The following is a 9,907-nucleotide window of genomic DNA, read 5'->3' as shown; positions in this document are numbered from 1 at the left end:
CGCGAGGCATCACCAGTTGCATGGCCCTGACATGGTCGACGAGCCCGGCCAGGGTCGCGCCGGCGGTACGCGCGGTGTACTGCTCGGCGAGATCGAACAGCGCGGTCACCGCGTCCAGGTCCCGGCCGGCTTGGGCGCCGGCCGTCCCGCCGCGCTCGGTCGCCGACAACCAGCGTTGCTGCAGCCCGGACCGATTCCAGGCCTGCCACAGCGTGTAGTGCGGGTCCCGGCCGTCGGCGTGGCTGTGGGCCGCGGCCTGCAGCACCGCGCGCACCCGCCGCAGCGGGCGCGCATGAGCGGCCGGCAGCTGGCCGGAGTCACCGGAGAGCACCGCCGCCAACCGGTCGCCGGAATCTGCTTCCGGCGAGCCGCCTCGGCGCAGGATGCGCTGCAATTGCCGCAGCGAGATCGGATCCATGCGCCCGATCGGGCCGGTGAGCAGGTCCTGTGCCCGACGGCCGTCGACGCCGTCGACGGCGCACTCCAGCACGCCCAGCAGGGCGGCCACCGCCGGCTGATCGGCCAGGAGGCCGCCGGGTGCGGGCAGGGTCACCGGAATGCCGGCGGCGGCCAGGGTGCGGGGCAACCGGGTCGCCGCGCGCGGCACCGAACGGACGATCACCGCCATCTGCGACCACGGCACGCCGTCGACCAGGTGGGCGCGCCGCAGCGTGTCGGCGATCAACACGGCCTCGGCATGACCGGAGGCCGCGGTGCGCACGGCGACCGAGCCGGCGTCGGGCCCGGTGCCCTCGAGGCGGCGGGCGGGGCCGGGCCCGGGCAGCCGTGCGGCGATGGCGTTGATGGCGTTAGCCACCGCCGGGGCGCAGCGGTGCGAGACCGAGAGCTGCACGGCGGGTGCGTCGTCGGTGAGCAGGGCGGCGGGCTCAGCACCGCGGAAGCCGAACACCGCCTGATCGGGATCGCCGGCGATGACGCTGCGCTGCACGCCGGCGGCGAGCACCCGCACCAGCCGGGCCGCCTGCGGGTCGAGTTGCTGGGCATCGTCGACCAGCAGCAACCGGATCCGGCGGCGTTCCTCGACCAGCAGGTCGGGGTCGGCGGCGAAGGCCTCCAACGCGGCCCCGACCAGTTCCGCAGCACCCAGGGCCGGCGTGGTCGCCTGTGGTGCCGCGGTGCCGACCGCAGCGCGAAGCAGCATCACCTGCTCGTACTGCCGGGCGAAGCGACCGGCGGCGGCCCACTCCGGGCGGCGGCACCGCTTGCCGAGCCGGACCAGCTCGGCCGGGTCGACGCCGCGTTCGGCGCAGCGCGCCATCAAGTCCCGCAGTTCGGTGGCGAAGCCGTCGGTGGCCAGCGCCGCGTGCAACGACGGCGGCCAGGCTGCGGCTCCGTCACCGGCGAGCAGTTCGCGGATGACGCTGTCCTGCTCGGCCCCGGTGACCAGCCGGGGCGGTGCGGCCTCGGCCCGGCGCGCGGCGCGCTGCAGCACCGCGAAGGCGTAGCCGTGCACGGTGCGCACGACGGATTCCCGGATCACCGGCCGGCCGGGCGGGCGGGCCCGCAGCAGCGCCGCCGTCACCGCGGCGCGTGCAGCGGTGCCGATGCGGCCGGGGGTGAGTAGCAGCACCGATTCGGGGTCGAGGCCGTCGGCGACGTGGGCCACCGCCGTGTCGAGCAGCAGGCTGGTCTTACCGGTCCCGGGCCCGCCGAGCACCCGCAGGACGCCGCGCCCTGCCGGATCGAGCGCGGCGCGCGCTTCGGCGGCATGCGATCCCCAGTGCTGCGTCATACCGCCATGACAGCACTGCCCTCTGACAAGTCCGGCCGCGGCTGGCACCATCAACGGGTGAATTCCGATCATCTCCTGCACGTGCACCGCTACGGACCGCCCGCACCGGTCCAGATCCTGGCGATCCACGGCCTGACCGGACACGGCCAGCGTTGGCAACACTTGGCCGACGATCATTTGGGGGAATTCAGCGTCGCGGCACCGGATCTGATCGGTCACGGCCGCTCGTCGTGGGCGGCGCCGTGGACCTTCGACGCCAACGTGAGTGCGCTGGCCGCGCTGCTCAAGCGCTCCGCCGATCGGCCAGTCCTGGTGGTCGCGCATTCGTTCGGCTGTGCGGTGGCCCTACAGCTGGCCGCCAGCCATCCGGATCTGGTGGGCGCGCTGGTGCTGCTGGATCCGGCGGTCGGCTTGGACGGCGGCTGGATGGCGCAGATCGCCGACGCGATGCTGGCCTCCCCGGACTATCCCGATGCCGCCGAAGCACGCGCGGAAAAGGAACACGGCTCCTGGGCCGACGTGGCCCCGGCCGTGCTCGACGCCGAAGTCGACGAACACCTCATCACCTTGCCGAGCGGGCGTGTCGGCTGGCGCATCAGCGTCCCGGCGATGATGTCGTACTGGAGCGAACTGGCCCGCGGCATCGTCCTGCCGGCACCGGGTACCGCCACCACGCTGGTGCGGGCCACCCGAACCTCACCGCCGTATGTGGGCGAAGACCTCATCACCGCCCTGACCGAACGGCTGGGACCGGATTTCCGGCTGGTGGACCTCGACTGCCAGCACATGGTGCCGCACGCCAGGCCCGGCGAGGTTGCCGAGTTGATCCGCGCCCGGTTGCCCGTGACCTGATGGCTCCGGTGACCGAAGCCCAAGTGGAGGCGGTGCGCGCGCTGGTCGCCGCGATCCCCGCCGGCCGGGTCGCCACCTACGGCGACATCGCCTGCGCAGCAGGGCTTTCCAGCCCCCGCATCGTCGGATGGATCATGCGCACCGATTCCGCCGATCTGCCGTGGCATCGGGTAATCCGGGCGTCCGGTCAGCCGGCGCCGCACCTGAGCACCCGGCAGTTGGAACGGCTTCGCGCCGAAGGGATTCTGGCCGCCGACGGCAAGGTGGATCTGCGCACCGCGCGGCACCGGTTCTGACGCTACAGCGCCAAGCGCACCAGCGCCGCGGTGCGCGCCAGGCCGGGGAACGCCTCGGCCGTCGACCGCGGGTGCAGGGCGTGCACCGCGAGCCGGAACATCAACGCGCGCAACAACATTTGCGGCCACTCAGGCAGTGACTCCCAGCGTTCGATGAGCCCGTCGTCGGCCTCACCCCACGACAGGGCGTCCACCACCACCACCCCGGCAGCCCACGACGGCGGGCGCCAGTACGGCGTGATGTCGGTGATCCCGGGCGCCGCGGCGCCGGAGAACAGCACCGTGCCGTAGAGGTCGCCGTGCACCAACTGGCTGGAACCCTTGGTGGGCTTGCGCAAGGTGGCGAGCTGATTGATCAGGTCGATCGAGCGCTGACCGTCCACCGAGCCCGGGGCCAGCCGGGCGCCGGCCTGCAGCGAGGCGAACGGCCGTTCCTCCCACGCCGCCCGATCGGCGGCGATGAACACGTCGACGTCCGCCCACGGCGCCACCGGCGCCTGGGTGAGGAAACGCGGCCGCTCCAACTTGGCGGTGGCCTCATGCAGCCGAACCGCCGCGGAGACCACCTCGTCGTGACGGGGCTCCGGGCTGCCGGCCACGAAGGTGTCGGCCCGCCAGCCCGACACCACATAGCGTCCGTCGGTGGAGCGCACCGGCCGGGCCAGCCGGATGCCGTCGGCGAACAGCGTCTCGCGCACCTTCGCCGACCACGCGGCCCGGGCGTGGTCGGCCACCATGGACACCACCACTTCCCCGCATTTCCAGCCGTCCTCCCAGCCGGCACCCAGCGGGGTGGGCGCGACGCCGCGAAGGCCGAACGTCGCCAGCACATGCTCAGGCGGCGGCTCGACAGTCACACGGTCAGCCTAAGCGGTCACGGTCAGGGCATCGGGGAGCCTCGCCGCTGGTTCATGCGGCGGTCCCGGCTTGTCAGTACATCACCATGTCGGGTTCCATCTGCTTGGCCCACGCCACAATTCCCCCCTGCAGATGGACCGCGTCAGCGAATCCGGCCTTCTTCAGAGTCGCCAGGGCCGCCGCCGAGCGGACGCCGGTCTTGCAGTACAGCACCGACATCCGATCCTGGGGCAGGGTCGCCAACCCCTCGCCGGAGTTGATCATCGACTGCGGAACCAGCCGGGCCCCCTCGATCCGGTTGATCTCCCATTCCGCCGGTTCGCGCACATCGATCAGCGCCAGCGGCCGCCCGGAGTCCAGCAGCTCCCGCAGCTCGGCCGGCGTGATGGTGGAGCCGTCCGCCGCCTCGGCCGCCTCGTCGGAGACCAGCCCGCAGAACGCCTCGTAGTCGATCAGCTCGGTGATCTTGGGCGTGGAGGGGTCCTTGCGGATCGCGATGGTGCGGTAGCTCATCTCCAGGGCGTCGTAGATCATCAGCCGGCCCAGCAGCGACTCGCCGATCCCGGTGATCAGCTTGATCGCCTCGGTGCCCATCACCGACCCGACGGATGCGCACAGCACCCCCAGCACCCCGCCCTCGGCGCAGGACGGCACCATCCCCGGCGGCGGCGGTTCGGGGTACAGGTCCCGGTAGTTCAGGCCCCGGCCGTTCGGCGCGTCCTCCCAGAACACCGAGATCTGGCCCTCGAAACGGAAGATCGACCCCCACACATAGGGCCGGTGCGCCAGCACCGCGGCGTCGTTGACCAGGTAACGGGTGGCGAAATTGTCGGTGCCGTCCAGGATCAGGTCGTACTGGGAGAACAGCTCGACGGCGTTGTCCGGCGCAAGCCGGACCTGGTGCAGCTGCACCCGGACCAGCGGGTTGATCGCCTTGATCGAATCGCGGGCGCTTTCGGCTTTGGAGCGGCCGACATCGGCGACGCCGTGGATGACCTGGCGCTGCAGGTTGGATTCGTCGACGACGTCGAAGTCGACGATCCCGAGGGTGCCGACGCCGGCGGCCGCCAGGTACAGCAGCGTCGGCGCGCCCAGCCCGCCGGCCCCGATCACCAGCACCCGGGCGTTCTTCAGCCGCTGCTGTCCCTGCACGCCGACGTCCGGGATGATCAGGTGGCGGCTGTAGCGCGTGACTTCATCCTTGGTCAGCTCGCCGGCCGGCTCCACCAGCGGCGGCAGCGAATTCGACACCGACAGCTCTCCTCAAAATCGCATCCACCACCATCACAGCAGTTGATGGGGTCAACGACAAACGGCCCGCGACGCTTCCCGAGCTGGATCTCAAGGAATCGGAGCAGGCCACGGGTTGAACCGGCAGGTCTTGCCGTCGGGCTTGACCCAGTCCGGGTCGAACTTCGCCGCGTCCTCGTTGGAGGTGCCGAACGTCTGCTGCATCATCACCGGGGCCAGGGCGTCCTGCTTCTCGCACGGTTCGTGGTGCTGATAGCCGAGGGCGTGACCGACCTCGTGGTTGATCAGGTACTGCCGGTAGGAGCCGATGTCGCCCTGAAAGGGCACCGCGCCGCGAACCCAGCGGGCCTCGTTGATGAACACCCGCGGTTCCGACCTCGCCCCGTAGGACGGGTTGTAACAGGACGCCTCCAGCGGAATCTCGTAGCCGCAGCCCTCCCGGACCGTCATCGGCGAGGTCAGCGAGATCCGAAAATCGGGATCGACCCCGCTGGTCGCGTCCACCCGGACGAACCCGATCTGAGGCGTGTGCGTCCACCCCTTGGGGTTGCGCAAGGTCTGGTCGACCATCCGGGCGAACGCCTCGTCGCCGCCGAAGGCGGTGGTGTCGATGCCGTTCTCGACCTCGATGGTGTAGGCGAACACCTTCTCGCTGCCCCGGCCGAACACCGATCCGGTGCCGGGAATGATGTGCCACGCCATGTCGCCGGCCTCGGTGAACGGGCCACCGTCGGGGAGCATGCCGGTCGGCAGGTTGACGTCGAATTCGGTGAGTCCCCGCGGTGGCGCACCGATGATCGAGGTGCCGGCCGATCCGATCGTCGGCGGGCCCTGGACCGGCTCGTCGATGTCCGGGGCGCGCACCCCGGTTCCGGTCACGGTCTGGTACACCACCACCACGGTGAGCACCATCAGCACCGGCAGCGCGTAGGCGCGCCAGCCGTAGGTGGACACGAACCTGCCCAGCCAGCTCTGCTTGCGCCACTGCCGGTGGACGTCGCGGTCCGACCGCAGCCGCCCGGCGCCGGCGGCCAGCGGGTCACGTTGCGCGCGCAGGGGTTCGCGGAAACGATCCCGAAGCACCGGGGCTCGACCGCCGCCGTGTTGCCCCGGGTCGTAGGTCACCTTCTCAGGATGACACAAGCACTGCGAGCTGGGACTCTTCGCCGCGCCAGCGGGCGGCGGTGTGGGGCGTACCGAACCCGTCCGCACCGCATTGGTGGATGTCGCTGGCGGAAGTGAAGCGTGCAGCGCGTAGTCTCGCTCTCACGCACCGGCCGCCGGATACCTCTTTCGTCGGCCGCGGAAACCCGGATTGAGGAGTCGATGAGCAAACCGATCGACACGGCCGAGCGGGGCGGCGCCAAGGCGGCCGGCCGCGCCCCGGCCAGCGCCAAGGCGCCGGCGGCCGGCCGTCGGGGCAGCCGACTTCCCCGCGACGAGCGACGCGGCCAGCTGCTGATCGCAGCCAGTGAGGTGTTCGTCGACCGCGGCTACCACGCGGCCGGTATGGACGAGATCGCCGAGCGCGCCGGTGTCAGCAAACCGATTCTCTACCAGCACTTTGCGTCGAAACTGGAGCTGTACCTGGCGGTGCTGGCCCGGCACGTGGAGAACCTGGTCTCCGGTGTGCGGCAGGCGTTGCGGACCACCACCGACAACCGCCAGCGGCTGCGCGCGGCGGTGCAGGCGTTCTTCGACTTCATCGAACACGACGGCCAGGGGTATCGGCTGATCTTCGAGAACGACAACGTCGCCGAGCCGCAGGTGGCGGTCCAGGTGCGGGTCGCCACCGAATCCTGCATCGACGCGATCTTCGATCTGGTCAGCCGCGATTCCGGCCTGGACCCGCACCGGGCCCGGGCGGTGGCGGTGGGGCTGGTCGCGGTCAGCGTGGACTGCGCCCGCTACTGGCTGGACAGTGACCGTCCGATCTCCAAGGACGACGCGGTGGACGGAACGGTGGCGTTCGCCTGGGGCGGGTTGTCACACGTGCCGCTCACCCGCTAGATCGATGGCGATGGCCCGCTGCGCCCGGCTTCGCCGCGCTTGCGACCACCGCTAGGCGGAACTGGCCCCGCTCGCGGCGTCGGAACCGATCCCGAACCCGACCCGCCGACTGTCGGCGATGCCGATCTCCACATAGGCGATCTTGGCGGTCTGCACCAGGAACCGACGGCCCTTCTCGTCGGTCAGCGACAGCAGTCCCCCGTTGCCCGGGCCCTGCGCGAGCGCGGTCGCGACCAGTTCCTCGACCTCATCTGGCGTCTGCGCGCTGTTGATGACCAGTTCGCGCGAACTGTCGGTGACCCCGATCTTGACCTCCACGCCGGCCCCTTTCATGTCGCGGTGGGCGTTGTTAAGCAGGCTAGTGGACGGTCCCGGAGTTGGGAGCCACCGGCTGTTCGCCGTCGGCGATACCGGACTGGCGATCGCCCGTTAGGCCAATCCCAGCTCGCGCATGCGCTCGTCGTGGGTGTGCTGGGCCCGTTCGAAGAACCCGGCCAGATGGCCCAGTCCGGCTGCGCCGGAGATCACCAGGTCGACGAGTTCGTCGCGGTCGGCCAGCACGTACTGCGCCTGCGTGATCGCCTCGCCGAGCAAGCGGCGCGACCACAACGCCAGCCGGCTGCGTTGTTTGGCACTGGAGGTGACGGCGCTGCGCACCTCGTCGACGACGAACTGCGAATGCTTGGTCTCGGCGAGCACCGCCCGCACCACGTCGGCCGCCTCGTCGGGCAGGCCGTCGGCGATCGCCAGGTAGAAGTCCGCGGCCATCGCGTCGCCGACGTAGGTCTTGACGAGTGCTTCCAGCCAGGTGCTGGGCATCGTGAGCCGGTGGTAATTGTCAAGGGCCGTAGCGTATTTCGACATCGCCGCCACCACGTCGACACCGCGACTGTCTAGAGCTTGGCGCAGCAACTCGAAGTGACCCATCTCGGCGGCGGCCATGGCCGCCATGGAGATCCGCCCGCGCAGATCCGGTGCCATGCGGGCCTCGTCGGTGAGCCGATAGAACGCCGCCACTTCGCCGTAGGCGAGCACGGCGAAAAGCTCGTTGATGCCGGGATGATCGACGGACAGTCGCGGCGGCGAAGCCTGGGTCAGCGGGTCGGTCGAGGGAACCGAATTCATCACCACACTGTAGGCGTTCCGCCGGATTGGACCGATGCCCGGCCCGACCAGGTAGTATGACGGGCAGGCAGTGCCGATTCGGCGCTGCCGCGCAATGTGCGTACACGCGGTTGGCCCGCCTCCTCGGCGAGTGCAGGGCCCCCGAATCGGCAAGTCAGGTATCGACCGTCACAGCGTGTGCGCCCCGACCACACCGCGATCGACCTATCTACCGCGCCGACTCGAAAGGCATCTGCCAGCGCATGACCCCGCTTATTTCCACCACCCGTCCCACCTCTCCCCCCAGCTTCGCCGAATTGGGCGTCCGCGACGAGATCGTCCGCGCCCTCGCCGAGGACGGCATCGAACACGCGTTCGCGATCCAGGAGCTGACGTTGCCGCTGGCCTTGGCCGGCGATGATCTGATCGGCCAGGCCCGCACCGGGATGGGCAAGACCTTCGGCTTCGGCATTCCGCTGCTGCAGCGGGTCAGCACCAGCACCGACCGGCCGCTGACCGGCATTCCGCGGGCGTTGGTCGTGGTGCCCACCCGTGAGCTGTGCATCCAGGTCTCCGGCGACCTGGCCGACGCGGCCAAATATCTCACCGCCGGGGACCGGCCGCTGTCGGTGCAGGCCATCTACGGCGGCCGGCCTTACGAGCCGCAGATCGAGGCACTGAAGGTCGGCGCCGACGTGGTAGTCGGCACCCCGGGTCGGCTGCTCGACCTGGCCCAGCAGGGCCACCTGCAGCTCGGCGGCCTCACGGTGCTGGTGCTCGACGAGGCCGACGAAATGCTGGACCTGGGCTTTTTGCCCGACATCGAGCGCATCCTGGCCCGCATCCCCGACGACCGGCAGTCGATGCTGTTCTCGGCGACCATGCCCGGCCCGATCATCACGCTGGCCCGCAGCTTCATGAACCAGCCCACCCACATCCGCGCCGAGGCGCCGCACTCCTCGGCGGTACACGACGCCACCGAGCAGTTCGTCTACCGGGCGCACGCGCTGGACAAGGCGGAGCTGGTCGCCCGGGTGCTGCAGGCCCGCGGCCGCGGCGCCACGATGGTCTTCACCCGCACCAAGCGCACCGCGCAGAAGGTGGCCGACGACCTGGGCGAACGCGGTTTCAAAGTGGGCGCGGTGCACGGCGACCTCAACCAGGTGGCCCGGGAGAAGGCCCTCAAGTCGTTCCGCACCGGCGACATCGATGTGCTGGTCGCCACCGACGTGGCCGCCCGTGGCATCGACATCGACGACGTCACGCACGTCATCAACTACCAGTGCCCCGACGATGAGAAGACCTACGTGCACCGCATCGGCCGCACCGGGCGGGCCGGGAAGACCGGTGTCGCGGTGACCCTGGTCGACTGGGATGAACTGGCCCGCTGGACCCTGATCGACAAGGCGCTGAACCTGTGCTGCCCGGATCCGGCCGAGACCTATTCCAGCTCTCCGCACCTGTTCACCGAGTTGAACATCCCCGCCGAGGCCAGCGGCACCATCGGCAAACCGACCCGGTCGCCGGCCAAGCGGGCCGAGGGCACACCCGGCGAGCGCCGCGAGACGTCCGCCGACCGGCAGCGGACGCCGCGTAACCCCAACCGGTCGCGGCGGCGTACCCGCGGCGGCCAAGGCGGCGCGGCCGACGCCGCGCCGCAGGCCGCCCGGCCCGGCGATGCCGGCGAGGCCCGGACCGGCGGGTCTTCTGACGACAGCGCGCCGCGCCGCCGTCGTCGCCGGCGGCCGAGCAAGGCGGCGGCCGCCGCGAACGGCAACTGAGC

The 9,907-nt window shown here is 70.7% G+C and carries 10 protein-coding genes; 4 read left to right on the top strand and 6 right to left on the bottom strand.

Annotation, left to right across the window (positions count from 1 at the left end; genetic code table 11):
* Nucleotides 1-1,753 (bottom strand): UvrD-helicase domain-containing protein (locus A5648_RS22115; protein ID WP_131810611.1); only part of this gene is annotated, 1,753 nt, incomplete at its 3' end.
* Between the two features lie 57 nt (nucleotides 1,754-1,810).
* Between A5648_RS22115 and A5648_RS22110 the strand changes: the two genes are divergently transcribed.
* Nucleotides 1,811-2,605 carry an alpha/beta fold hydrolase gene (locus tag A5648_RS22110; RefSeq protein WP_065026622.1) on the top strand — a complete coding sequence of 265 codons (795 nt, stop codon included), beginning with the start codon at nucleotides 1,811-1,813 and terminating at the stop codon, nucleotides 2,603-2,605.
* Nucleotides 2,605-2,901: an MGMT family protein gene (locus A5648_RS22105; RefSeq protein ID WP_065026617.1), complete on the top strand. Its 297-nt coding sequence runs from the start codon at nucleotides 2,605-2,607 to the stop codon at nucleotides 2,899-2,901. Before A5648_RS22110 ends, A5648_RS22105 begins: the two co-directional genes overlap by 1 nt.
* 2 nt (nucleotides 2,902-2,903) lie before the next feature.
* Here the strand turns inward: A5648_RS22105 and A5648_RS22100 are convergent, their stop codons facing one another.
* From A5648_RS22100 to A5648_RS22090, 3 genes are all read right to left on the bottom strand, one after another.
* Complete coding sequence (locus A5648_RS22100; RefSeq protein WP_065026616.1) at nucleotides 2,904-3,758, bottom strand: TIGR02569 family protein; 855 nt, start codon at nucleotides 3,756-3,758, stop codon at nucleotides 2,904-2,906.
* A 73-nt stretch (nucleotides 3,759-3,831) separates the two neighbouring features.
* Nucleotides 3,832-5,010, bottom strand: a complete 1,179-nt coding sequence (gene moeZ, locus A5648_RS22095) for an adenylyltransferase/sulfurtransferase MoeZ (protein WP_065026615.1) — start codon at nucleotides 5,008-5,010, stop codon at nucleotides 3,832-3,834.
* Nucleotides 5,011-5,100: 90 nt separating this feature from the next.
* The gene (locus A5648_RS22090; RefSeq protein ID WP_065026614.1) at nucleotides 5,101-6,135 is read right to left on the bottom strand and encodes a DUF3152 domain-containing protein; all 1,035 of its coding nucleotides are present in this window, start codon (nucleotides 6,133-6,135) and stop codon (nucleotides 5,101-5,103) included.
* A 201-nt stretch (nucleotides 6,136-6,336) separates the two neighbouring features.
* On the opposite strand from A5648_RS22090, the gene A5648_RS22085 reads away from it, so the two are divergent.
* A complete protein-coding gene (locus A5648_RS22085; RefSeq protein WP_065026613.1) occupies nucleotides 6,337-7,020 on the top strand; it encodes a TetR/AcrR family transcriptional regulator in 684 nt (227 codons plus the stop codon).
* Between the two features lie 51 nt (nucleotides 7,021-7,071).
* Here the strand turns inward: A5648_RS22085 and A5648_RS22080 are convergent, their stop codons facing one another.
* Together A5648_RS22080 and A5648_RS22075 are read right to left on the bottom strand one after the other, a co-directional pair.
* On the bottom strand, nucleotides 7,072-7,353 hold the full coding sequence (locus A5648_RS22080; protein ID WP_065026612.1) for a DUF3107 domain-containing protein: 282 nt from the start codon (nucleotides 7,351-7,353) through the stop codon (nucleotides 7,072-7,074).
* A gap of 96 nt (nucleotides 7,354-7,449) precedes the next feature.
* Complete coding sequence (locus tag A5648_RS22075) at nucleotides 7,450-8,145, bottom strand: ferritin-like fold-containing protein (RefSeq protein ID WP_065026611.1); 696 nt, start codon at nucleotides 8,143-8,145, stop codon at nucleotides 7,450-7,452.
* Between the two features lie 242 nt (nucleotides 8,146-8,387).
* Between A5648_RS22075 and A5648_RS22070 the strand changes: the two genes are divergently transcribed.
* Entirely contained in the window at nucleotides 8,388-9,905 is a 1,518-nt protein-coding gene (locus A5648_RS22070; protein ID WP_065026610.1) for a DEAD/DEAH box helicase, read from the top strand.
* The last annotated feature ends 2 nt before the right edge of the window (nucleotides 9,906-9,907 follow it).

The sequence above is a fragment of the Mycolicibacter sinensis genome (genome assembly GCF_001673565.1).
Lineage (GTDB): Bacteria > Actinomycetota > Actinomycetes > Mycobacteriales > Mycobacteriaceae > Mycobacterium > Mycobacterium sinense_C.
The sequence above is the reverse complement of the archived record's forward strand: the minus strand, read 5'-3'. Positions and strand labels throughout refer to the sequence as shown.